Source organism: Sanguibacter sp. Z41_6 (assembly GCF_059621145.1).
Genome location: NZ_JCAQIF010000002.1, coordinates 76883 through 98175, shown reverse-complemented (window position 1 = coordinate 98175; position 21293 = coordinate 76883). Strand labels below are relative to the sequence as shown.

Annotated in this window: 25 protein-coding genes and 1 tRNA gene; 13 read left to right on the top strand and 13 right to left on the bottom strand. The window is 71.5% G+C overall.

From position 1 onward, the window contains the following. Window positions 1-33 precede the first annotated feature (33 nt). The 7 genes from AC54T1_RS05460 to idi are packed head-to-tail and all read right to left on the bottom strand — an operon-like array spanning window position 34 to window position 5793. Window positions 34-888, bottom strand: coding sequence for a prenyltransferase (locus tag AC54T1_RS05460; protein ID WP_496911315.1), 855 nt, complete (start codon window positions 886-888; stop codon window positions 34-36). Next, complete coding sequence (locus AC54T1_RS05455; protein WP_496911314.1) at window positions 885-1229, bottom strand: lycopene cyclase; 345 nt, start codon at window positions 1227-1229, stop codon at window positions 885-887. Before AC54T1_RS05455 ends, AC54T1_RS05460 begins: the two co-directional genes overlap by 4 nt. Beyond that, a complete protein-coding gene (locus AC54T1_RS05450; protein ID WP_484344809.1) occupies window positions 1226-1576 on the bottom strand; it encodes a lycopene cyclase domain-containing protein in 351 nt (116 codons plus the stop codon). Before AC54T1_RS05450 ends, AC54T1_RS05455 begins: the two co-directional genes overlap by 4 nt. Then, entirely contained in the window at window positions 1573-3150 is a 1578-nt protein-coding gene (gene crtI / locus AC54T1_RS05445) for a phytoene desaturase family protein (protein ID WP_496911313.1), read from the bottom strand. The genes AC54T1_RS05450 and crtI overlap by 4 nt, the downstream gene beginning before the upstream one ends. Then, a complete protein-coding gene (locus tag AC54T1_RS05440) occupies window positions 3147-4031 on the bottom strand; it encodes a phytoene/squalene synthase family protein (protein ID WP_484344811.1) in 885 nt (294 codons plus the stop codon). The genes crtI and AC54T1_RS05440 overlap by 4 nt, the downstream gene beginning before the upstream one ends. After that, a complete protein-coding gene (locus AC54T1_RS05435) occupies window positions 4028-5248 on the bottom strand; it encodes a polyprenyl synthetase family protein (protein ID WP_496911312.1) in 1221 nt (406 codons plus the stop codon). Before AC54T1_RS05435 ends, AC54T1_RS05440 begins: the two co-directional genes overlap by 4 nt. Then, window positions 5245-5793: an isopentenyl-diphosphate Delta-isomerase gene (idi, locus tag AC54T1_RS05430; RefSeq protein ID WP_484344917.1), complete on the bottom strand. Its 549-nt coding sequence runs from the start codon at window positions 5791-5793 to the stop codon at window positions 5245-5247. Before idi ends, AC54T1_RS05435 begins: the two co-directional genes overlap by 4 nt. An 89-nt stretch (window positions 5794-5882) precedes the next feature. Here idi and AC54T1_RS05425 point away from each other — a divergent pair, with 89 nt between their 5' ends. Both AC54T1_RS05425 and AC54T1_RS05420 read left to right on the top strand, forming a co-directional pair. Continuing rightward, window positions 5883-6416, top strand: coding sequence for a MarR family winged helix-turn-helix transcriptional regulator (locus tag AC54T1_RS05425; protein ID WP_496911311.1), 534 nt, complete (start codon window positions 5883-5885; stop codon window positions 6414-6416). Window positions 6417-6425: 9 nt separating this feature from the next. After that, window positions 6426-7076, top strand: a complete 651-nt coding sequence (locus AC54T1_RS05420; protein ID WP_496911310.1) for an alpha/beta hydrolase — start codon at window positions 6426-6428, stop codon at window positions 7074-7076. A 19-nt stretch (window positions 7077-7095) separates the two neighbouring features. Here AC54T1_RS05420 and AC54T1_RS05415 read toward each other — a convergent pair whose 3' ends face one another. Next, window positions 7096-7737, bottom strand: coding sequence for a CYTH domain-containing protein (locus AC54T1_RS05415; RefSeq protein WP_496911309.1), 642 nt, complete (start codon window positions 7735-7737; stop codon window positions 7096-7098). Between the two features lie 181 nt (window positions 7738-7918). Here AC54T1_RS05415 and AC54T1_RS05410 point away from each other — a divergent pair, with 181 nt between their 5' ends. From AC54T1_RS05410 to AC54T1_RS05395, 4 genes are all read left to right on the top strand, one after another. Then, window positions 7919-8998, top strand: coding sequence for an NAD(P)/FAD-dependent oxidoreductase (locus AC54T1_RS05410; RefSeq protein WP_496911308.1), 1080 nt, complete (start codon window positions 7919-7921; stop codon window positions 8996-8998). Between the two features lie 122 nt (window positions 8999-9120). Beyond that, the gene (locus AC54T1_RS05405) at window positions 9121-9996 is read left to right on the top strand and encodes a hypothetical protein (protein ID WP_484344817.1); all 876 of its coding nucleotides are present in this window, start codon (window positions 9121-9123) and stop codon (window positions 9994-9996) included. Further along, the gene (locus tag AC54T1_RS05400) at window positions 9993-10436 is read left to right on the top strand and encodes a phage holin family protein (RefSeq protein ID WP_484344818.1); all 444 of its coding nucleotides are present in this window, start codon (window positions 9993-9995) and stop codon (window positions 10434-10436) included. The genes AC54T1_RS05405 and AC54T1_RS05400 overlap by 4 nt, the downstream gene beginning before the upstream one ends. Next, window positions 10433-11122 carry a DUF3618 domain-containing protein gene (locus AC54T1_RS05395; protein WP_484344819.1) on the top strand — a complete coding sequence of 230 codons (690 nt, stop codon included), beginning with the start codon at window positions 10433-10435 and terminating at the stop codon, window positions 11120-11122. The genes AC54T1_RS05400 and AC54T1_RS05395 overlap by 4 nt, the downstream gene beginning before the upstream one ends. A 134-nt stretch (window positions 11123-11256) precedes the next feature. Here AC54T1_RS05395 and AC54T1_RS05390 read toward each other — a convergent pair whose 3' ends face one another. Further along, window positions 11257-12003: an MBL fold metallo-hydrolase gene (locus tag AC54T1_RS05390; protein WP_496911307.1), complete on the bottom strand. Its 747-nt coding sequence runs from the start codon at window positions 12001-12003 to the stop codon at window positions 11257-11259. Window positions 12004-12143: 140 nt separating this feature from the next. Here AC54T1_RS05390 and AC54T1_RS05385 point away from each other — a divergent pair, with 140 nt between their 5' ends. The 7 genes from AC54T1_RS05385 (at window position 12144) to AC54T1_RS05355 (ending at window position 18546) form a co-directional block, all read left to right on the top strand. Then, on the top strand, window positions 12144-12593 hold the full coding sequence (locus tag AC54T1_RS05385) for a pilus assembly protein CpaE (RefSeq protein WP_484344821.1): 450 nt from the start codon (window positions 12144-12146) through the stop codon (window positions 12591-12593). Next, window positions 12590-13438 (top strand): DUF72 domain-containing protein, encoded by an 849-nt coding sequence (locus AC54T1_RS05380; RefSeq protein WP_484344822.1) that lies wholly within the window; start codon window positions 12590-12592, stop codon window positions 13436-13438. The genes AC54T1_RS05385 and AC54T1_RS05380 overlap by 4 nt, the downstream gene beginning before the upstream one ends. Before the next feature lie 56 nt (window positions 13439-13494). Then, complete coding sequence (locus AC54T1_RS05375; RefSeq protein ID WP_496911306.1) at window positions 13495-14340, top strand: ABC transporter ATP-binding protein; 846 nt, start codon at window positions 13495-13497, stop codon at window positions 14338-14340. Between the two features lie 56 nt (window positions 14341-14396). Further along, window positions 14397-15389: an ABC transporter substrate-binding protein gene (locus AC54T1_RS05370; RefSeq protein ID WP_496911305.1), complete on the top strand. Its 993-nt coding sequence runs from the start codon at window positions 14397-14399 to the stop codon at window positions 15387-15389. Then, complete coding sequence (locus tag AC54T1_RS05365; RefSeq protein ID WP_496911304.1) at window positions 15386-17509, top strand: iron ABC transporter permease; 2124 nt, start codon at window positions 15386-15388, stop codon at window positions 17507-17509. The genes AC54T1_RS05370 and AC54T1_RS05365 overlap by 4 nt, the downstream gene beginning before the upstream one ends. 118 nt (window positions 17510-17627) lie before the next feature. After that, window positions 17628-18071 carry a GNAT family N-acetyltransferase gene (locus tag AC54T1_RS05360; protein ID WP_484344826.1) on the top strand — a complete coding sequence of 148 codons (444 nt, stop codon included), beginning with the start codon at window positions 17628-17630 and terminating at the stop codon, window positions 18069-18071. Window positions 18072-18129: 58 nt separating this feature from the next. Continuing rightward, window positions 18130-18546 (top strand): VOC family protein, encoded by a 417-nt coding sequence (locus tag AC54T1_RS05355; protein WP_484344827.1) that lies wholly within the window; start codon window positions 18130-18132, stop codon window positions 18544-18546. 24 nt (window positions 18547-18570) lie between these two features. Here the strand turns inward: AC54T1_RS05355 and AC54T1_RS05350 are convergent, their stop codons facing one another. The 4 genes from AC54T1_RS05350 to rsfS form a co-directional block, all read right to left on the bottom strand. Next, entirely contained in the window at window positions 18571-19797 is a 1227-nt protein-coding gene (locus tag AC54T1_RS05350) for a benzoate/H(+) symporter BenE family transporter (RefSeq protein WP_496911303.1), read from the bottom strand. 237 nt (window positions 19798-20034) lie between these two features. Then, a tRNA-Ala gene (locus tag AC54T1_RS05345) sits at window positions 20035-20107 on the bottom strand. A gap of 45 nt (window positions 20108-20152) precedes the next feature. Beyond that, window positions 20153-20833, bottom strand: a complete 681-nt coding sequence (locus AC54T1_RS05340; RefSeq protein ID WP_496911302.1) for a histidine phosphatase family protein — start codon at window positions 20831-20833, stop codon at window positions 20153-20155. Continuing rightward, window positions 20830-21279 (bottom strand): ribosome silencing factor, encoded by a 450-nt coding sequence (gene rsfS / locus AC54T1_RS05335; RefSeq protein WP_484344830.1) that lies wholly within the window; start codon window positions 21277-21279, stop codon window positions 20830-20832. Before rsfS ends, AC54T1_RS05340 begins: the two co-directional genes overlap by 4 nt. Window positions 21280-21293 lie beyond the last annotated feature (14 nt).

Below are 21293 nucleotides of genomic sequence, written 5' to 3'. Positions count from 1 at the left end.
CGTGTCGGCGACCATCCCACCACACGCAGGGCGTCAGGTGAGCGCGATCCAGATGAGGAGCTGTGTGACGAGGAAGCCTGCGACGAGGTTGTGCCACAGGAACCGCCGCCAGCCCGCGTTGGCCGTCTCGCAGTCCTCGTCACGCAGCGAGCGGAAGGGTGCGACGTTGACGAGGTACCCGAGCGGGATCACGGCCGCGAGCACCCCGGGCCACCCGGTGGCGAGGAGCGCGAGGGCAGCTCCGGCGTAGCAGGCCATGGCGAACCGCACCGTCCGCGCGGCACCGAAGGCCGTGGCGACGGACCCGATCCCGGCGGCACGGTCGGCCTCGATGTCCTGGACGGCGCCGAACGCGTGGGAGCCCACACCCCAGAGGAAGAAGGCCCCGAGCGCGGCGTACACGGGGACGGAGACGGTCCCGGGGGCGGCGAGCAGCAGCCCGACCACGGCGGGGCTGACGAAGTGGGTGCTTGAGGTGAGCGAGTCGAGCAGCGGCCTCTCCTTGAACCGCAGCACGGGCGCGGAGTACGCGACGACGGCGGCGACGGACACGGTGAGTGCCACGGTCGACGAGGAGTTCCCCACAGCGACGAGGTACACGAGGAAGGGGACGTTGCTCAGCACGGCGGTCCACAACGTGAGCCGGTGCACACCGCGGTCGAGCACGATCCCCTCGACCCCGCCCTTGCGCGGGTTGCGCAGGTCGGACTCGTAGTCGAAGACGTCGTTGATCCCGTACATGAGGATGTTGTACGGCACGAGGAAGTAGAGGGTGCCCAGGACGAGAGGCCACGTGATGCCGCCGCCGGCCATGATGTACGCGGCGGCGAACGGGTACGCGGTGTTGATCCAGCTGATGGGCCGTGAGGACGCGATGACCTGCTTCATCGACCGTCCTTGTGGCCTACGCCGGCCCAGACCGCGGGCAGCAGGATCGCTGCGGCGACCGGCCAGGCGAGGTCCTCGAGCGGAGCGAGCCAGACGGTGACCCCGCTCATGTGCTGGTCGTCGAACCGGAAGAGGTCCGCCCAGATCATGATGCTGTCGAACACGACCGTGAGCACCACGAGGACGAGGCCGACGACGGCCGTCGCCGCCCACCAGCGCCGCGCGCCCGGTGCCGGGACACGGCGGTCGACCGGCGTCCGACCCGCTGCACGCCGCAGCGCGACGAGAGCGACGGCCGCCGCAACGAGGACGAACACCGCGTTGAGCTGGAGGTACGTCACGCCTGCCCTCCGTCGGCTCGCGCGCGGACGAGGGCGGGCACGAGGTACCGGGTGGCGAGGCCGTGCAGGACCATCGTCAGGTGGCACAGGAAGGTGATGAACACGAGCTCCTCGAGCGGGAAGTCGGGGGCGAGCTCGATCCCTGTCATCGCGGCGCTCTGGCCCCTCTCGAAGATCCCGAAGGAGATGCCGGCTGCGTCCCACAGGAGGAAGAAGACGATGCCGACGGCCATGACCAGCCCTGCGCGGCGTGCGTCGGCCCAGAGGAAGACCCGCCACCGACGGTCGACGACGAGCATGCACGCGAACGAGACGAGGAGGGCACCCAGGTACTCCCAACCGGTCACAGCGGTTCCTCCAGTGGTGTCGTCGACCGGTCGGAGCGTAGCCGCTTGAGCGCGATCTCCGCGCTGATGAGGCACATCGGCAACCCGATGCCGGGGATCGTCGTCCCGCCGGCGTAGAGGAGGCCGTCGACCCGTGCGGAGCTGTTGGACCCGCGGAGGAAGGCGCTCTGCCGCCAGGTGTGCGCGGGGCCGAGGGCTCCTCCTGACCAGGAGTTGTAGGACTCTGCGAAGTCGGCGGGGCCGACGGTGCGGCGGACGACGATGCGGTCGGTGAGGTCGGGGATCCCGGCCCACCGGGCGACCTGCTCGATGGCCGCGTCCGCCGCCTTCTCGATCGCCGGGGAGCCCGCTCCGTCGATGCCTCCCGAACCAGTCGACGGGTCCGGCGGCACGGGGACGAGGATGAAGACGTTCTCCGTCCCCGGGGGCGCGACGGTGGGATCCGTCGCGGACGGCTTGCACACGTACGCCGAGGCTGGCTGCGGGATGTGCGCGTCCGGACCGAAGATGTCGTCGAAGTTGCGTTGCCAGTCGTCGGTGAAGAACAGCGAGTGGTGCGCCAGCTGCGGGAGCTCGCCGGTCACCCCGAGGTAGACGAGGACGGCTCCCGGCCCCGACTGCCGGGAGTCCCACCACTCCTGCGGGTAGGTCTGCAGGGCTGGCGGAAGCAGGGTCGTCTCCGTGTGGTGCAGGTCCGCGGCGCTGACGACGACGTCCGCGTCGAGCTCGCGCGTGCCCTCGTCGCACTCGTACGTCACACCGGTGACGGCGGCCCGTGGACGCCGGGCGCGACGCGCACCCCCGACGTCGCGCGTGCGGATGGCAGTGACCGTCGCGCCCGTGCGGATACGCACGCCCTCCGCCCGGGCGAGACGCTCGACAGCCTCGATCACGGTGCTGAAACCGCCCCGCGGGTACAGGACCCCGTCGACGAGGTCGAGGTGGCTCATGAGGTGGTACATGCTCGGAGCCCGGTCCGGGGAGGACCCGAGGAACACGGCGGGGTAGCCGAGGATCTTGCGGATCCGGTCGTCCCGGAAGTAGCCCGCGACGAAGCGGTCGAGCGGTCGGGCGAGCAGCTGGACGAGCCGACCACCGCGGCGCAGCACGTCGGCCCGCACGAGCGAGAGCTTCGACTGGAAGCTCGAGTAGAGGAACCGTTGCTGCGCCATCTCGTACGTGTCGCGTGCGGAGGCGAGGTAGCGGTCGAGGCTCGCGGCCGCGCCGGGCTCGATCGCCTCGAACGTCGCCTTCGTCGTCTCGACGTCGGCGGTGACGTCGACGGGGTCAGCGTGCCCCTCGAAGAAGACCCGGTAGCCGGGGTCGAGCCGCACGAGGTCCAGCTCGCGCGCGGCGGTGGTACCCAGGAGCCGGAAGAAGTGGTCGAACACCTCCGGCATGAGGTACCACGAGGGTCCGGTGTCGAACCTGAACCCTCCCGACTCCCACGAGCCGGCCCGCCCGCCGAGCTCGTCGCGCTGCTCGAGGAGCTCCACGTCGTAGCCGTCACGTGCCAGGAGGGCCGCCGTGGCCAGACCTGCGATCCCTCCCCCGACGACGATCGCCGTGCTCACGAGCGGCGACCGTTCGCGATCGCGCGACCGAGGATCTGGGCCTTGACGTGCCCGGGGACGCGCACGCGTTCGCGCAACAGGTCGCTCGCCGGAGCGGCCGCGAGGCGGGCACTGAGCTCCTCGAAGAGCCCGTGGGCGGCGGCGACGGCCGTCCGGCTGTTCGCGGGCAGGGCTCGGATCGCCTCGGCCGCGACCGCGAGGTCGGCGTCGATGTCCGCCACGAGCACGTCGCGCTGCTCGTCGGAGAACGCGTCGAGATCGAGGTCGGGGAAGTACACCCGGCCCAGGACCTCGCGGTCGGTCGCGAGGTCGCGCAGGAAGTTGATCTTCTGGAACGCCGCTCCGAGGCGGCAGGCTCCCGGCGCCAGCTCGTCGTAGTCGGCGCGACCCGCCGCACCGAGGAACACGCGCAGGCACATGAGTCCGACGACCTCGGCGGAGCCGTAGATGTACGCGGCGAGCGACTGCGGTGTGTGGGTGCGCACCTCGAGGTCGGCGCGCATGGATGCGAAGAACGGGACGACGAGATCTGGACCGATCCCGTACCGGCGCGCGGTGAGACCGAAGGCGTGCACGACGAGGTTCGTCGAGTGCGCGGCGACGAGGACGTCGAGCGTGTCCCGCTCGAGCGCGTCGAGCAGCGCAGCGCTCCGCGTCGTGTCCACGGCGCTGTACGGCCCGTCGACGATCTCGTCGGCGAGGCGGACGAGCGCGTAGACGTTGCGGACGTCGGTGCGCGTCGAGGGGTGCAGCAACCGGCACGCCCATCCGAACGACGTCGAGTACCCGGCGATGACGGTCGCTGCACTGCGCTGCGCGACGAGGTCGTACAGCTGGGCCTCGTCCGGCCGCGCGCGGCGGAGGCCTGCGGTAGGGCTCATGCGGGTCGCACGATCAAGGATGCCGTCATCGTCTCGATCCATCGGGTGAAGCGGTCAGGGAGGTCGACCTCGGTCAGACGGGCGTGGGCCGACGCGAGGCAGTCAGCGGCGAGGTCCTCGATGAAGCGACGGGAGCCTGCCGCTTCCAAGGACGCGCGGACCGCGTGGAGCTGCTCCTCGGTGACCCGGTCGTCTCCGAGCACCGCCCAGATGCCGTCCCACTGATCCGTGGTCCGGGCATGCGCGATGAGGGGTGTCATCTTTCCCTCCCGCAGGTCGGTGAGAACGCTCTTGCCCGTCCGGCCCGTACTGCCGAAGACGCCCTGGACGTCGTCGTAGAGCTGGAACGCGAGACCGACGAGCCTACCGAATCCGTCGAGCCACTCGACGGTCGACGCATCAGCGCCGGCGAGGACCGCCCCGGCTCGCAGCGGGAGCTGGAACGAGTACGCGGCGGTCTTGTGGGTCTCCATCGACAGGATGTCGGAGAGCCCGACCCCGCCGGGAACGACGCTGAACGCCACGTCGGAGAGCTCGCCCGCCGCCGTGAGGTAGATGGCGTGGTCGAACAGCTCGAGCAGCTCGCCGCGCACCTCGGGACAGGCACTGCTCACCGCGATCATGTGTGCGGCTCCGGAGAGCGCGAGGTCCCCGGCGAGGATGCCGGCCGCCGCCCCGAGGCTCCGTGCTCTGCGGTCGTCGGCGCCAGCCAGGCGCGCCTGGTCGTAGAAGCTTCCCGGGACGTTGCGGCGACCACGACGGACGTCGTCGTGGTCGATGACGTCGTCGTGGATGACGAACGCCGTGTGCAGGAGCTCGACGGCCGCGCCGATCGTGGCGGCGAGGCGGACGTCGGTGCCACCGAGCACCTCGTACATGCCTGTCACGAGCGCAGGACGGAACCGTTTGCCTCCGTCTGCCGACTCACGCAGACCGAGCCACAGCCGGTGGTACTCGTCGCCGTGCTGCGCCGCCCGGTCGATGCGCGTGCCGAAGTACTCGTCCAGCACCTGCGCCACGGCCTCGCGCGAGGAGCGGAGACCGGGGAGCTGCTCCGCGGGCATCACGCGGGCGGGGTCCGTGCTCGTCGGCCCCGTGCTCGTCGGCCCCGTGCTCGTCGGCTCCGTGCTCGGCGGCTCCGTGCGGGTCTGCTCCGTGCTCGCGGCCGAGCGCCCGGTCCGCGCTCGCGTCCCCGCGGGCACAGGCGGCGCCGTCATGCGGGCACCGAGAGGTCGACCAGCGCGATCTCGTTGAGCTGCGCGACCATCCACTCGCTGAACGCCCAGGGCGTCGCGGTGATCGAGCGTCCGAGATCCTCGGTGTCGACCCAGCGCAGGTCCATGACCTCGTCCGGGTTCGGGACGGGCTCGAGCTCGGTCGTCGCGACATAGACGGGGCACATCTCGTTCTCGACGACGCCCGAGGCGTCGACAGCGCGGTACCGGAAGTCGGGCAGCACGACGGACACGTCCCGGACCACGAGGCCGAGCTCGTGGGTCGCATGGCGGGTGATCGCGTCGAGCATCGACTCGTCCTCGCGGGGGTGCCCGCAGAAGGAGTTCGTCCACACCCCGGGCCAGGTGCGCTTGTGCAGTGCCCGGCGGGTGAGCAGGACCGCTCCGTCGCTGCGCAGCACGTAGCAGGAGAAGGCGAGGTGGAGCGGCGTGTCGGTGCCGTGCACGGTTGCTCGGGGCGCCGTCCCGGTCCTGCGTCCGGTCTCGTCGAGGAGGATCACATGGTCCTCGTGGGTGGTGACCTGGATCGTCACGAGGACCTCCGATGCAGTGGTGGGACGGTGGGAGCGAACGATTTTGCTAGCCAGGCTAGTTAATAGTCAACTATCATCACATGATGAGCACGAACGACGCGACCGGCACAGGGACATACTGGTACGAGAACAATGAATCGGCCATCCGCATCCTGCACGCCCTGAGGCGTTTCCGGCGCGAGGACCAGTCCATGCGCCGACGAGTGAGCGCCGACATGGCAATGAACGAGAGCGACCTGCTCGCCCTCCAGTACGTCGTCAGCGCCCAGACGAAGGGCGCCATCGCCACACCGCGCGGGCTGTCCGTGACGCTCGGGTTCTCCACGGCCTCCACGACGAAGCTCCTCGACCGCCTCACCGCCTCCGGCCACCTCGAACGGCACCCGCACCCGACCGACCGCCGAACACTCGAGATCCGTGCCACGGCGCACGCGCACGAGGACATCCGCGGTCGCCTGCGGGTCATGCACGACGCGATGCTCGCCATCGCCGACGAGGTCCCGGAGGACTGCCGCGACGCGGTCGTCACGTTCCTCACGTCGATGGCGGACCACCTTCGGGACCAGCCCCCGCGCCGACCTGGCACACCACCGACGACCCACCCCTCCACCGGATAGGGTTCCCGGATGACGCTGAGCATCTCGACCGGGGCGACCGTGCTGTCCCCCGGTCCCCGCCCGGACTCGCCGCTCCTGCTGCTCATGCACGGATACGGAGCCGACGAGCACGACCTCGCCGGACTCGTCCCGCACCTCCCCCGGCATCTCGCCACAGCCTCGGTACGCGCGCCGCTCCCCCTGCCGTCGGGCTACGCGTGGGTGCCCATCGTCGACCCCGGGCGCCCCGATCCCGCTGCTGCGAGCGCCGCCGCCGACGCCGTCCTCGCGTGGATCGACGAGCACGTCCCCCCGGCGACGCAGATCGCCCTCCTCGGCTTCTCCCAGGGCGGCCTCATGGTCACCCAGCTCATGCGTCAGGCACCCGCCCGCTTCGTCGCAGGCGTGGTGCTGTCCGGTTTCGTCACCGAGGCAGCACTGGACTCGGACATCGAACTGGCACGCCTCGCGCCTCCCGTGTTCTTCGGCCGGGGCGACCGGGACCAGATCATCAGCAGCGACGCGTTCGAGCGGGCACGGCGCTGGCTCGCCCAGCACACCACCCTCACGGACGTCGTCTACCCCGGGCTCGCCCACGGGATCAGCGGACCCGAGATTGCGGCAGTCGCTCAGTTCCTCAGCACTCACGTGCCGGACGTGGACCCCCCGCTGCTCCCCTGAGCCGTACGGAACGCGCGGTTCAGGGCAGGTCGGTCTCGAGCGTGTTGCGCCCGAACTCCTGGAGGAACCGCGGCCCCCGGGTCGCGAGCTCCTGCGCATAGGCCGGCGCCCACGCCGAGTACGGTGCGTGGGACAGGGTCTCGTTCGAGAATCGCCGGTCGTCCGTCACCTCCGTGACGCAGAAGCGCGGGATCGTCAGATCAGTGACCGGACCGCCGCGTTCGCACTCCGCGATGATGAGCGGCCGGTTCGCTCCGCCGAACACGTCGATGACCCACCCGTCGCCGCCCAGCCACATCGCGTAGCGGTTCTTGATGATGCGCTTGCCGCCGAGCCGGATCAGCTCGAGCCCGACCCCGACGTCGATCTCGCGCTCGGCCTCGTAGCGCGTGCCACCGACCATCGGGCCCTTGACGGTCACGGCACAGAACTCGAACTCTCCCGCAAAGTCACGGAGCACACCGAGCTCGTCCTCGGTGCCGTCCAGGTCGAGGAGGACGGAGCCGGACTGGACGCGGACCCGCATCGCATAGCCCTCGGCGGCCAGGACATAGCTCTGGACGATGAGGACGGGATCAGGCTCGGCGAGGGCCGCGGTGGGAAGGTCGTCCACGAGGAAGCGGCGCTCGAACTCGAAGTCGCCAAAACCGCAGTCGCTCATCGGTCCTGGCCTCCTTCTGAGGGCTGTCCTCATGTCACGGTACCACCAGGTGCACCGAGCCGACCGGGTCCTCCCGAGGGACCTGCGCGGGCCCCTGCCCGCGACGCGGTGCCCGCACCGCCGACGTCCGGTGGCGAGAGCGGCCCGGAGAACCGACAGTGGGGCGCGGAGGTGGTCTGTCATGACCCAGGAGACCGGGGCCGCACGTGGTACCGGAGCGGCTCACGTCGACGGGTGCGAGCACGAGGGCGGTGGCAGCCGACCCTGTCCCGGCGGGCGAGGTGGGCCGACGACGACGCTCGACGCACTCGTCGTCGGCGGTGGCGCGGCCGGGCTCAGTGCCGCGCTCGTGCTCGCCGGGGCGCTGCGGGACGTCGTCGTGGTGGACGGCGGATCTCCGCGCAACTCCCCCGCAGGGCACGTGCACGGATACCTCGCTCGGGAGGGAGTCTCGCCCGGCGACCTCATGAGGGACGGTCGGACCGAGGTCGAACGGTACGGCGGCCGGTTCGTCGACGACTCCGTCGAGGCACTCGAGCGGGACTGCTCGGGCTTCCGCGCCACGCTCTCCTCGGGATCGGTGCTCCACGCACGTACGGTGCTCATCGCGACCGGCCTCGTCGACGAGCTCCCCGACATCGAGGGGGTCCGGGAGCAGTGGGGCACCGGCGTCTCGCACTGTCCGTACTGTCACGGGTTCGAGGTGCGAGGCCAGCCGATCGGCGTGATCGCGTCCAACCCGATGTCGCTGCACCAGGCTCTGACCGTCCGGCAGTGGTCCGACGACGTCGTCCTCTTCACGCACTCGACGGCGAGCCTCAGCCCCGACGACGAGGAACAGTTCGCCGCGCGGGGCGTGCGCGTCGTCGACGGCACCGTCGATGCCCTCGTCACCTCGGGCGACCGTCTCGTCGGCGTGCGGATGGAGTCCGGAGAGGTGGAACCGCGGACGGCGCTCTTCATCGGCCCGCGCTTCCTCGCCCGCGACCGGCTGGCAGTCGTGCTCGGGGCGCGCACGGAACGCAACGACTTCGCGCAGTGGCTCGCTGTCGACGACGAGCAGGCCACGACGGTGCAGGGACTGTGGGCCGCGGGCAACGTGAGCGACCCCGCTGCGCAGGTGATCGCTGCGGCAGCTGCCGGTTCCCGTGCCGCGATCTCCATGAACGCGTACCTCGTCGACGACGACGTCGCCCGTGCGGTCGAAACGCGTCGCCAGTCCGCGAGCGCGCCTGCGAACACAGGCAGCCGGGAACTCTAGACGAGCAGAACGACCTTCGCACGACATGTGATTTCGGGAGGCGGAGGCGGCATATGCAGCACACCATGGACGCAGACGTCAAGAAGTGGCGTGGAAGAAGTCTCCGAACGAAGGGAACGACCATGACAGACGCATACAGCGGTCCGACGAACCCGATCGAACCCCTCGGGTCGTCCGCGGGCGAGCCCGTCCCCACGTACCCCGCGCACAGCGCAGGGTCGACCAGCTCCTACTCGACGACGGGCTCCGACTCCCAGGACTCCGGTCTCAAGGACACGGCGAAGGACGAGGCAGCGAACGTCGCCTCGACCGCACGCGACGGCGCGAGCCGCGTCGTCGAGTCCGAGAAGACCATGGTCAAGGACACGGCCGCCGAGGCCAAGACCGCCGCGAAGGACACCGTCGCCGAGGCGAAGGTCGCTGCGAAGGACCTTCTCGACCAGGGGCGGACGGAGCTCGCGAGCGGGGCCAGCCAGCAGGTGCAGCGCCTCGCCGGGACGGTCCGCACGTTCTCCGACGACCTCACGTCGATGGCTGACGGCACGGAGGGACAGGGCCTCGCCCGCGACCTCGCGCGTCAGGCGTCCTCCTACCTCGCCGACGCGAGCGACTGGCTCGAGAGCCGTGAGCCGTCCGACCTCCTCACCGACGTCTCCAGCTACGCCCGTCGCAACCCGGGGACCTTCCTCGCGATCGCGGCAGGCGTCGGCCTCGTCGTCGGCCGCGTCGCCCGGGGTCTCAAGGACGACGCCGCACAGGAGAAGGCCGCGGACACGGCCGGGTCCCAGCACGCGCCCAGCTCGTTGTCCGGTCACACGCCGGCCGGATACGTGCCCGCCAGCTACGCACCCGGCACCCTCGCCGACACGGCACCCGGCGCTGACACCGGAGCGGCGACCGACCCGCTCGGCACCTACGCGACCCCGACGACGGCCGCCGACGGCTACGGCCGCACCGGCGACACGACGTACGACCAGGGTCTCGGTGGGCTTCGATGACGGTACCCACAGGCGCACCGGGAGCCCCCGGGGCCGATCCGACGAACGCCTCGGTGGGGCAGCTCTTCGGTGAGGTGACGAAGGACTTCTCCGAGCTCATCCGGCAGGAGATCGCCCTCGCCAAGGCCGAGGCCACGGAGTCGGCCAAGCAGGCCGGCAAGGGCGCCGGGATGTTCGGCGGCGCTGCCGTCGCCGGGCACTTCGTCCTCCTCTTCCTCTCGCTCACGCTCTGGTGGGGCCTCGCACGGCTCATCGGAGACGGCGGCGAGGACCCCGCACTCGGTTGGTCCGGCCTCATCGTCGCGATCATCTGGGGAGTCGTCGCCGCGGTGCTCGCCGCGAAGGGCAAGAAGGAGATGGCGCGCACGAAGGGCCTCCCGCAGACCGCCGCCACCGTCAAGCAGATTCCAGATGCTCTCAAGGGACAGGAGACGCCATGACCACGAACGACCCGGACCAGATCCGCGCAGACATCGAAGCGACCCGCGCCAACCTCAGCCAGGACGTCGACGCACTCACCGAGAAGGTGAGCCCCAGTGCCGTCGCTCACCGGCAGGCCGACAAGGTCAAGGACGCCGTCTCGAGCGCCAAGGAGAAGGTGTTCGGCGCTGCCAGCGGCGCGAACGACAGCCTGCACAGCACCGCGAGCGGTGTGTCCGACAGCATCCGCGGTACGGCGAGCAGCACGAAGGACGGGCTCTCCGGCGCCGCGAGCGGCGCCATGGGCTCCGTGAAGGGCGCGCCGAGCGCTGCGAGGGCCAAGGCGCAGGGCAACCCGCTCGCCGCCGGCATCATCGCCTTCGGCGTCGGACTTCTCACCGCCTCGCTCATCCCGTCGAGCCGCCGTGAGCGCGACGCCGTGCACTCCGTCAAGGAGAGCGACGCGGTCCAGACTGCCACCGAGGGCGTCAAGAGCAGCGCCGCAGAGCTCGCCGACACCCTCCGCGAGCCCGCCATGCAGGCTGTGGACCAGGTGAGGGCGACGGCGACCGAGGGCGCCCAGCAGGTCCGGGACACCGCGGCCAGCGGGGCAGCCGACCTCAAGTCCGAGGCGAAGCACGCCACCCAGGACGTGCGCGACCAGGCTCAGGACTCGCAGGCGAACATCCAGGACGCCCGCGCCTGATCGCTCGCGGACGACTCACACGAAGGCCCCCACCTCACGGTGGGGGCCTTCGTCGCGTGTACGGGGGCCTGTGGCGCGTCGCGAGCGACGGCAGCCCGACGGCGATCTCGCGCCCGGTGCCGGGCGCGAGCCCCTCAGACGCCGCCTGCCGCGTGCGCGAGCTCCACCGCGGACTCCACGCCCTCGAACCATGGCTCCCCGTGCCCCGGCAGCACCGTCCGGGCTCCGGTGGCCGCGAGGACGTCCAAGGACCTCAGAGCCTCGTCGATGTCCGCCGTGGCCGCTCCCGCCACGATCCGGGGCCCCGTGTGTGCTGTGTACGGATCGAGGGTCACGAGCGCGTCGCCGCTGATGAGGACCCCCCGCTCAGGCAGGTGCAGCGCGCAGTGCCCGAAGGTGTGGCCCGGGGTGAAGAGGATCTCCGGCCGACCCGGGACGTCGAGCACGGACCCGGGCGTCATGGCACGGGTCCCGCGCACACCGCGGACCTTGAGTGCCCCGGCTCGCGTCATGGCGGCCAGGATGCCGATGCTGCGCGGGTACCGCACCGGGTAGATCCCGCGGAGGTTCTCGTGCGCGTAACGGTAGGGGTGCGCGGCGAGGAACTGCTCGTCCTCGTGGGCCCACACCGGCACCTCGAGGCGTTCGACGAGCTTGCGGGCGACGCCCACGTGGTCGAAGTGCGCGTGCGTGAGCACGAGGGCAGAGATGTCGTGCGGGCGCTTCCCGATGGTCCGCAGGGCGTCCGCGAGCACCGGCCAGACGGCCGGGAGCCCGGCGTCGACGAGCGTGAGCGCGCCGTCGTCGCCCTCGACGAGGTAGCAGTTGACGTACGCGTGCTCGATGCGGTGGACGCCTTCGGCGACGGTGACGCTGGTCATGGTGGCCCTCCGTGCAACGACGGGCGGTAGCCGACGGGTTCGCGGCACCCCCGTTCTCCGGCGACCCTACCCACCGCCCCGGGCGGGCGCAGGGCGAGTGCCGGGGTGCGGGGGGCGCCGCGTCCGGAGAGACTGGGGCGATGATCTCCTCGGACCTCGCACGCGCTCTCGCCCTCGCCGGTCTCCGGTGGCAGCCAGCAGCCGGAGACCGGTTCACGATCGAGTCGCAGGACCTCTCCGACGCGGTGTTCACCGTGAGCGACATGACCGTCGAGGTGCACGAGTTCGACACGGGCAAGGTGCTCGGCTTCAACGGCACCACCGAGTGGGCGCTCGACTCCGTGGACCTCGACCAGACGTTGTGGCACCCCACGGAGGAGCAGCTGCGGGTCCTGCTCGGACCCTCCTTCCGGTCGTTGCGCCACGACGGCGACGAGCGGTTCGTCGCGGAGATCCTGCTGCACGGCGAGCCGGTCCTGTTCCCGGCCGGCAGCGCCTCGGATGCCTACGCCACCGCGCTCCTCGATCTCATCGCGGCGGCCGGTCACGGCGACGGGACGCCCTTCCCGACGAAGATCCACGAGTCTTGACGCACGCACCCACCGCCCGGGTGGGCATCTCCGGGTGGCGGTACCCTCCGTGGCGCACGACGTTCTACCCGCCGGGCCTGGTGCAGCGGCGCGAGCTGGAGTACGTGGCGGAGCGTATGCCCAGCGTGGAGATCAACGGCTCCTTCTACTCCCTCCAGACGCCCGCGAGCTATCAGCGGTGGCGCTCCCAGGTGCCGGACGACTTCGTGTTCGCGGTCAAGGGTGGCCGCTACATCACCCACATGCTGCGACTCGTCGAGACCGAGGCGGCGCTCGCGAACTTCTTCGCGTCCGGTGTCCTCGCACTGGGTCCGACGCTCGGCCCGATCCTCTGGCAGCTGCCCGAGCGGCACGTCTTCGACGCCGACGTCGTCGGGCGGTTCCTCGCGTCGCTCCCCCGCACGACGGCCGCAGCCGCGGAGCTGGCCACGCGCCGCGACGAGCGCCTGGACGGGCGGGACTGGCTGACGACCGACGAGGACCGCCCGCTGCGTCATGCGCTCGAGGTGCGACACCCGTCGTTCGTCACGCCGGAGGCTCTCGACCTTCTCCGAGCACAGGACGTCGCCGTCGTCGTCGCCGACACGGCCGGGAAGTGGCCCCTGGTTCTCGACGTGACCGCCGACTTCGTCTACGTGCGGCTGCACGGCTCGTCCGAGCTGTACGTGAGCGGATACGACGACGGAGAGCTCCGGACGTGGGCCGAGCGGATCCGGGGCTGGGTCGACGGAACGTCCACCGCGGACGGGGTCGGGCGCGACGTCTACGTGTACTTCGACAACGACGCGAAGGTGCACGCCCCCTTCGATGCGCTGCGCCTCGCGGAGATCGTGCGCGACTCCTGACGCCCGCATCGCGAGATGCTTGACCCGGTGCCGCTAGTGAGGGTTACCTTGCCTATGTGAGGCAATCCTTAGTCACCGACCGCGCCCTGGGCTCCCCGTCACTGACGGGCCAGGACCTCGTGCTCGGATACGACCGTGCCACCGTCGTGCACGGCGCCTCGCTGCACCTGAGCGCGGGACGCGTCACCGCGCTCATCGGCCCCAACGGGTCCGGCAAGTCCACGCTCCTCCGCTCGCTCGCCCGCCTGCACCGGCCGACCTCAGGCACCGTCAGCCTGCCCGACGTGCCCGACGCCCTCGCACTACGACCCAAGGACTTCGCCCGGCAGGTCACCCTCCTGTCCCAGAGCCGGCCCACCCCGAACGGCGTCACGGTCCGCGACATCGTCGGATACGGCCGCCACCCCTACGAGGCCCGGTACCGTCGCACGGACCCTGACGGACCGCGGGCGGTCGCGCACGCCATGGAGGTCACGGGCGTCAGCGCGATGGCCGAGCGCGGGGTCGACGAGCTCTCGGGCGGAGAGCTCCAGCGCGTCTGGCTCGCGACCTGCCTCGCGCAGGACACCGGCGTGCTGCTCCTGGACGAGCCGACGACCTACCTCGACCTGCGCTACCAGGTGGAGATCCTCGACCTCGTCCGCGACCTCGCGGACGACCACGGCGTCGCCGTCGGCGTCGTGCTGCACGACCTCAACCAGGCCGCCGCCGTCGCCGACCACGTCGTCCTGCTGCAGGACGGTGTCGTGCAGGCCGCCGGGACGCCCGTGGAGGTCCTCACTGCCGAAGCGCTCAGCGCGACCTACCAGCTCCGGATCGACGTGAGCGTCGACGCGCGCACCGGCACCGTCCGGACGGAGCCGGTCGGTCGCCACACGGGGCGCCGCGCGGTCCCCGCCTGACCTCACCGCGCACACCCCTCAACCTCTCCACCCTCACCCAAGACCGAAGGACACCCATGCGCACGTCTCCCCTGCTCCCCGCCACGCTGCTCGCGGTCGCGCTCACACTCACCGCGTGCGGCACCACCGAGGCGCCAGCGTCCACGACCCAGACCGAGAAGGCCGGAGCGTCCGGCGACCCTGTCACGTACACCGACGAACGCGGCGAGCACACCCTCGACGAGGCCGCCGACGAGGTCGTGTCCCTCGAGTGGGGCCTCACCGAGAACCTCCTCGCCCTCGGTGTCGACGTCGTCGGCCAGGCCGACGTCGCCGGTTACAACACGTGGGCAACCGCTCTGCCGCTCGACGAGACGACCCCCGACGTCGGGATGCGGGGCGAGGCGAGCCTCGACGCGATCTCCGCCCTCGAACCGGACCTCATCGCCGTGACGACCGACACCGCCGACACCGTCGTCGACCAGCTCGAGGAGATCGCACCGGTCGTCGTGCTCCGCGGTTCCGACGGCACCGACCCCATCGGGTACATGGAGAGCACGGTGGAGACGCTCGCTGCCGCGACGGGAACCGCCGAGACGGCGGAGGAGCTGCTCGCGTCCTTCGACGAGAAGGTGCTCGAGGGCAAGGCCGCGCTCGAGGCCGCGGGCCTCACCGGCGCGACCTTCACCATGGCGGACGGCTGGGACACCAACGGCACGGTGAGCGTCCGGATGTACACGCCCGGGTCCTTCTTCGGCGCGATCGCCGCCGAGCTCGGCCTCGTCAACGGCTGGGAGGGCGAGGGCGACCCCGACTACGGCCTGTCCACCACGGACGTCGAAGGCCTCACGGCTCTCGCCGACGCCGACGCGCTGCAGTTCCTCTACATGGCCAGCGACTCCACCGCCGACCCGTTCGCCGAAGGCCTCGCCGGCAACGCGATCTGGGAGCAGCTGCCCTTCGTCGCCGCCGGTGACGTGCACCGCCTCCCGGACGGGATCTGGATGTTCGGCGGACCCGCCTCGGCCGAGGCGTACGTCGACGCGGTCATCGCCGCACTCACCGCGTGAGCACCGCGCAGGAGCGGGCGGTCCCGGTCCCACCCGTGGGCGCGGCCGAGGTCCTCGCGCAGGCGCCCCTCGCCGCTCGCCGCCCGCTCCTGCGCACCAGCGGCGTGTTCGCCGTCACCACCCTCCTCGGCCTCGTCCTCGCCCTCCTGCACCTCACGCAGGGCACCGCCGGCCTGGGGGTCGGTGAGGTCGCGCGCGCGGCCCTGGGCCTCGACGACGGCTCGACGGCCTCCGCCGTCCTCGTCGCCTCACGGCTCCCACGGCTCCTGGCCGGAGTCCTCGTGGGCGCTGCGCTCGGCGCGGCGGGTGCGGCACTGCAGTCCGTGGCCCGCAACCCCCTGGCGTCCCCCGACACCCTCGCCGTCAACGCCGGCGGGTACCTCGCGGTCGTCGTCGTCGCTGTCGTCGGTGTGACGCTCCCGTTCTACGTCTCGGGTCTGCTCGCCCTCGTCGGCGGGCTCGCGGCCGCCGGTCTCGTCCTCGCACTGTCCAGCGGAGGGGGTGCCGGGCCCACGCGTCTCATCCTCGCTGGAGCAGCGACGACGTTGGCGCTGAGCGCCGTGACGAGCCTCCTGCTCGTCCTCTTCCAGCAGGAGACCCTCGGTCTCTTCGCGTGGGGCAGCGGCTCCATCGTCCAGTCCGGGACGCGGACGGTCACCCTCGCCGCACCGGTCGTCGCCGCGGGCCTCGTCGGCCTCGGTCTCCTCGCGCGACGCCTCGACCTCCTCGCGCTCGGCGACGACACCGCCCGGGTGCTCGGGGTGGACGTGCGCAGCACGCGAGTGCTCGCCGTCGGAGGCGCGGTCGTCCTCTCCGCGGCAGCAGTCACCGTGGCCGGCCCCATCGGGTTCGTCGGACTGTGCGCGCCGGTGCTCGCCCGGCTGGTCGCTCGCCGGGTCCCCGGACTCAGCCGCCACGCCACGCTCCTCCCGCTGGCCGCCCTCGTCGGCGTCGTCGTGGTCCTCGCAGCCGACGTGCTCCTGCGGGCCGTGCTGCCGGGCCGGTACGGCGCGGCCGTGCCCACGGGCATCGTCACCACGGTGTTCGGTGCCGTCGTCCTCGTGGCCCTGGCCCGCCGACTGCGGGACTCCGGTCCCGCCGCACGGGGCAGCCGGGCACACGTCCGGCCCCGGAGCGTCCGGCGCGCCGCGGTCGTCGTCACGGTCCTCGTCACGCTCCTCGCAGCGGCGGCGATCGTGGCGGTCCTGCTCGGCGACCGACTCGTCCTGCTCGGAGACGTCGCGAACTGGCTCGGCGGGCAGGCCGGACGACAGGTCGACTTCGTCCTCGACCAGCGCAGTCCACGCGTCCTGGCCGCTCTGCTCGCCGGTGCGGCGCTGGGACTCGCCGGGACGCTCGTGCAGTCGGTGTGCCGCAACCCGCTCGCCGACCCCGGCCTCCTCGGCGTCACCGCCGGAGCGGGTCTCGGTGCGGTGAGCGTCATCCTGCTCGTCCCCGGAGCCCCGGTGTGGATGATGACCGCGGCAGGGACGGCGGGCGCCTGCACGACGTTCGCGCTCGTGTACCTCCTCGCCCGACGGGGCGGTCTGAGCTCCGACCGGCTCGTGCTCATCGGTATCGGCACGAGCGCCGGAGTCACCGCCGTGACGACGCTCCTCATCGTCGTCACCGCGCCGTGGAACGTCAACCTCGCCCTCACGTGGCTCTCCGGCTCCACCTACGGGCGCACCCTCGGGCACATCGTCCCCGTCACCGTCGCCCTGCTCGTCGTCACGCCCCTCGCCGCCTCGTACCGTCGCGAGATGGACGTGCTCAGCCTCGACGAGGACACTCCGCTCACGCTCGGCGTCGACGTCGAGCGGACCCGGCTGCTGCTGCTCGCCGGGACGGTGCTCGTCACCGCTGCGGCCGTCTCCGCGGTCGGCGTCGTCGGGTTCGTCGGGCTCGTCGCCCCGCACGCCGCGCGCGCTCTCGTCGGATCCCGCAACGGACGCGTCCTGCCTGTCGCGATGCTCCTCGGAGCACTCCTCGTGAGCGTCGCGGACACCGTCGGCCGCACCGTGATCGCGCCAGCACAGATTCCGGCGGGACTGACCACGGCGCTCATCGGCGCGCCGTACTTCGTCTGGCTCTTGTGGCGGCAGCGCACGCCGCGCTGAGGCCGGTCCCGTGCCCCGGGCCCACTGGCCCCGGGAGCGGCCCGAGAGCGGCCCCGTCTGGACGCTAGTCTGACCAGCGGTCCGAGCTCTGCACGCGCACGTGACACCGGGAGACGAGATGACGACGACGGTCCGACCGGCGACGGCGCAGGACGCCGACGCGGTGTGGCCCCTGGCCATCGCGCTCGCCACCTCCGGGCGCCCGACGCCCGGCGGGTTCGCGGAGATGTACCGGACGATCCTCGCCGACCCCCGATGCCTGCTCCTCGTCGCTGAGGCGAACCCGGGGGGTGCGGTCGTCGGATACCTCTCCGCGTCGACACGGGCCACGTTCCACGCCGACGGGCTCGTGGCCTGGGTCGACGAGATCGTCGTGGCGGAGGCGGTGCGCCGCGCGGGGACGGGCGCGGCCCTCATGCACGCGGCAGAAGCGTGGGCGACAGACGTGGGCGCGTCCGTCGTCTCGCTCGCGACCCGACGCGCCGGCACCTTCTACGAGGCGCTCGGGTACACGGGCTCCGCGACCTACTACAAAAAGACCCTGCTTTGCCCTATCCCCTGACATTTCCCCGGTGCCATGCTGGGAGGGTCACCCGCCGACGACGCACGGAGGTCCGACCATGAGCATCATCCTCAATCCCCACCTGGGTTTCCGGGACACCGCCCGGCCCGCGATGGAGTTCTACCAGTCCGTGTTCGGGGGCGAGCTGGCCATCGACACCTTCGGACCGTCCTTCGGGAGCGACGACCCGACAGACGCCGAGAAGGTCATGCACGCCCAGCTCATGACACCGAGCGGCCTCGTCCTCATGGCGGGCGACACGCCGAGCAGCATGGAGTACACGCCCGGCACGAGCATCCAGGTCTCGCTGAGCGGCGACGACGAGGTCGAGCTCCGGCGCTGCTGGGAGGGCCTCATCGAGGGTGGGACCGTCATCGAGCCGCTCGTGGCCGCGCCCTGGGGTGACCTCTTCGGCATGTGCATCGACCCCTTCGGCGTGCAGTGGATGGTGAACATCTCCCCTACCGCTGCGTGACGCACGCCGTCACGCACCTGCTGGTCACGCACCTGCTCCCGGTGCACGCGTCCGGAAGGTGAGCACCGCGTGCACGAGCAGGCCCGCCACAAGCCCCCAGAAGGCGGACCCGACGCCTCCGAGCGTCAGGCCCGACGCCGTCACCGCCAGCGTGATGAGCGCCGCCTCGCGCGAGCGGGTGTCCTCCACGGCCCCGACGAGCCCGTTGAGCACCGCGCCCAGCAGCGCGACGCCGGCGACCACCGCGACGAGCGCGCCCGGGAGCGCGTGGAACAGCTGGACGAGGCCGACACTGAACACACCGACGACGAGGTAGAGCACGCCCGTCGCCACCCCGGCGACATACCGTCGCGCCGGGTCGCGGTGCGCCTCCTCCCCCGTGCAGATCGCTGCCGTGATCGCGGCGAGGTTGATCGCGTGGCTGCCGAAGGGAGCGAGGACGGTCGAGACGAGACCCGTGGCCCCGACGAGCCGGCGGTCGTCCGGCGAGTAGCCGGCGGTGCGCAGCACGGCGATCCCCGGCGCGTTCTGCGACGCGAGCGTCACGAGCAGCAACGGGATCCCGATGCTCACGATCGCCGCGAGGGAGAAGGACGGAGCCGTCAGGTGCGGGACGGTCACCTCCCCCGTCACCTTGCCGAGGCCATCGAGCCTCCCCTGGACGCCTGCGACGAGTGCCCCCAGGACGAGGGCGACGAGGACGGCGTACCGCGGCACGAGCCGCTTCGTGACGACGAAGGCCGCGACCACCGTGATCGTCAGGAGCGGCGCACCGGGTACCGCCTGGAAGGCGGCGATGACGAACTGCAGCAGTATCCCCGCGAGGAGCGCGGAGACGATGCCGTGCGGGACCCGGTCCATCACCCACCCGAGGGCCCCGGTCGTCGCGATGATCGTCATCGCGAGACCCGCGACGAGATACGCACCCACCGCTGCGGAGAACGCGTGATCTCCGAGCGACGTGATGAGCAGCGCAGCACCGGGCGTGCTCCAGGCGGTGATGACGGGCATCCGCGTCCACAGGCTGAGCACGACGCAGGTCAGACCGCTGCCGACGGAGATGGCCCACACCCACGACGTGGTCTCGTCGACGCTCAGTCCGCCCGCGTCCGCGGCCTGGGTGACGACGGCGAACGGCCCCGAGTACGAGACGAGGACGGCCACGAGCCCGGCGACGACCGCCGAGACGGAGAGGTCTCTGCGCAGCCGGGGCCGGGCGACGGGGCCTGTCGTCTCGCCGACCGATGTCATCGCGCTCTCCTCGCCCGCCCGGTGAGGCTCGTCACCGCCGGGCAACGGGCGCGGTCGGGCACGCGGCCGCGCGCGTTGCCCGCGACGGCGCGTGACGTCGTCACGCCGTCCAGTCTGTCGTCATCATGGAAAGTACCCCAGTGTGTCCGTTTCGACGACGTGGCGCACGCGACCGGGCGTCCGACCCGGAGAACACCGAAGGGCGCCTGACCTGGTGGTCAGACGCCCTTCGTTCGGTGGAGCTGAGGGGACTCGAACCCCTGACCCCCTGCATGCCATGCAGGTGCGCTACCAGCTGCGCCACAGCCCCGTGACCCCGAGGGATCCGGTGCCCCGTTTCCGAAGCGTCGCAATCTTAGGACGAAGTTGCCTCGAAGTTCCAATCGGGCCCCGCGTTCCAGTGATCCAGCGGGTAACCGGCCCCGACATTGTGGGCCATGAGACGCCAACCGGGGTGCGCGGACGGTCCGGAGCGGTTGAGCTGCGACCAGTGGACGTTGTTGAGCCCCGCAAGCCCACGCCACACCGTCGGGTCGAGGCCGAGCAGCGCCGTGAGCGCGATCGTGATCGCGGCGCCGTGCGAGACGACGACGAGCGTGTCCTGCGTGTCCAACGCCTCCCCGTGCTCCGCGATCGCCTCGAGCATCCGTGCGACCACTGCGGCGCGGCTCTCCGCGCCGGACCGGGGCGGCTCCTCCCCGCGGCGCCACTGAGCGAACCCGACCGGCCATCGTTCCTCGAGCTCAGGCCTCGACAGGCCTTCCCACTCCCCGAAGCCACGCTCGCGGGTCCTGGGGTCGACGACGACCTCCACGCCCACAGCACTGCCGTACGCCTCCGCGGTGGCCCGGGCGCGGAGGAGGTCGGAGGACACGACGAGGGTCGGCCGGTGGGCACGCGCGAGCGCTGCCGCACCGTGCTCCGCCTGCCACTCACCGACGTCGTCGAGCGGGATGTCCACCTGACCCTGGAGCCGGCCCTGCAGGTTGTACGCGGTCCGGCCATGCCGCAGGAAGACGAGGGTGCCGACGCTCACTCGTCGACGTCCGCACCCACCCCGCGCAACGGGTAGCCGAAGTCGTCGGGCTCGTACTCGGGCGCGACCGTCCCGTCGCCTCCACGGGCGTCCTCGGGGAGCTCGATGAGCGGGCAGTCCTTCCACAGACGCTCGAGCGCGTAGTACACGCGGTCCTCGGCGTGCTGGACGTGGACGACGATGTCACCGAAGTCGATGAGGACCCAGCGGCCCTCCGCCTTGCCCTCACGCCGGATCGGCTTCGAGCCGAGCTTGTGGAGGGCTTCCTCCACGGCGTCGACGATCGCAGAGACCTGGCGCTCGTTGTTGCCGGAGGCAATGAGGAAGACGTCGGTGAGCACGAGCTGCTCGCTGACGTCCAGCGCGATGATCTCGGCGGCCTTGCGCTCGGACGCCGCGCGGGCCGCCGCGATCGTCAGCTCGATGGCACGGTCAGTTGCAGGCACAGATGCTCCTCAGA

Coding starts and splice junctions, on each gene's coding strand:
- AC54T1_RS05460 (WP_496911315.1), bottom strand. CDS start 888: ATGAAGCAGGTCATCGCGTCCTCACGGCCCATCAGCTGGATCAACACC.
- AC54T1_RS05385 (WP_484344821.1), top strand. CDS start 12,144: ATGATCTCCTCGGACCTCGCACGCGCTCTCGCCCTCGCCGGTCTCCGG.
- AC54T1_RS05355 (WP_484344827.1), top strand. CDS start 18,130: ATGAGCATCATCCTCAATCCCCACCTGGGTTTCCGGGACACCGCCCGG.
- AC54T1_RS05370 (WP_496911305.1), top strand. CDS start 14,397: ATGCGCACGTCTCCCCTGCTCCCCGCCACGCTGCTCGCGGTCGCGCTC.
- AC54T1_RS05415 (WP_496911309.1), bottom strand. CDS start 7,737: ATGAGCGACTGCGGTTTTGGCGACTTCGAGTTCGAGCGCCGCTTCCTC.
- AC54T1_RS05395 (WP_484344819.1), top strand. CDS start 10,433: ATGACCACGAACGACCCGGACCAGATCCGCGCAGACATCGAAGCGACC.
- AC54T1_RS05410 (WP_496911308.1), top strand. CDS start 7,919: ATGACCCAGGAGACCGGGGCCGCACGTGGTACCGGAGCGGCTCACGTC.
- AC54T1_RS05350 (WP_496911303.1), bottom strand. CDS start 19,797: ATGACATCGGTCGGCGAGACGACAGGCCCCGTCGCCCGGCCCCGGCTG.
- AC54T1_RS05425 (WP_496911311.1), top strand. CDS start 5,883: ATGAGCACGAACGACGCGACCGGCACAGGGACATACTGGTACGAGAAC.
- AC54T1_RS05420 (WP_496911310.1), top strand. CDS start 6,426: ATGACGCTGAGCATCTCGACCGGGGCGACCGTGCTGTCCCCCGGTCCC.
- AC54T1_RS05360 (WP_484344826.1), top strand. CDS start 17,628: ATGACGACGACGGTCCGACCGGCGACGGCGCAGGACGCCGACGCGGTG.
- AC54T1_RS05435 (WP_496911312.1), bottom strand. CDS start 5,248: ATGACGGCGCCGCCTGTGCCCGCGGGGACGCGAGCGCGGACCGGGCGC.
- AC54T1_RS05405 (WP_484344817.1), top strand. CDS start 9,121: ATGACAGACGCATACAGCGGTCCGACGAACCCGATCGAACCCCTCGGG.
- AC54T1_RS05400 (WP_484344818.1), top strand. CDS start 9,993: ATGACGGTACCCACAGGCGCACCGGGAGCCCCCGGGGCCGATCCGACG.
- AC54T1_RS05440 (WP_484344811.1), bottom strand. CDS start 4,031: ATGAGCCCTACCGCAGGCCTCCGCCGCGCGCGGCCGGACGAGGCCCAG.
- AC54T1_RS05390 (WP_496911307.1), bottom strand. CDS start 12,003: ATGACCAGCGTCACCGTCGCCGAAGGCGTCCACCGCATCGAGCACGCG.